Source organism: Mammaliicoccus stepanovicii (assembly GCF_002902525.1).
GTDB lineage: Bacteria > Bacillota > Bacilli > Staphylococcales > Staphylococcaceae > Mammaliicoccus > Mammaliicoccus stepanovicii.
Genome location: NZ_PPQZ01000123.1, coordinates 1 through 289 on the forward strand (window position 1 = coordinate 1; position 289 = coordinate 289).

1 rRNA gene is annotated in these 289 nt (G+C 36.7%); it reads right to left on the reverse strand.

Annotation, left to right across the window (positions count from 1 at the left end):
- Positions 1-195: 195 nt before the first annotated feature.
- Positions 196-289, reverse strand: a 5S ribosomal RNA gene (gene rrf, locus CD111_RS12155); the annotation flags it as partial.

A 289-nucleotide genomic window follows, 5' to 3' on the forward strand; every position in this document is an offset into this window, starting at 1 on the left:
GATTGGTTAAGCCAATCACTCTTTGAAGTACTATTAGTACTCAAATTATTGGAATTAACGTTGACATATTGTCATTCAGTTTTCAATGTTCATTTTGCATCACAAGAAACAATTATACAGTATAAATTATCTCGTGTCAACAAATTTTTAAATTCAATCAAGAAAAAAAGACCAAACGGTCAAAAATTGAATTTTGCCCGGCAACGTCCTACTCTCGCGGAACGTAAGCCCAACTACCATCGGCGCTAAAGAGCTTAACTTCTGTGTTCGGCATGGGAACAGGTGTGAC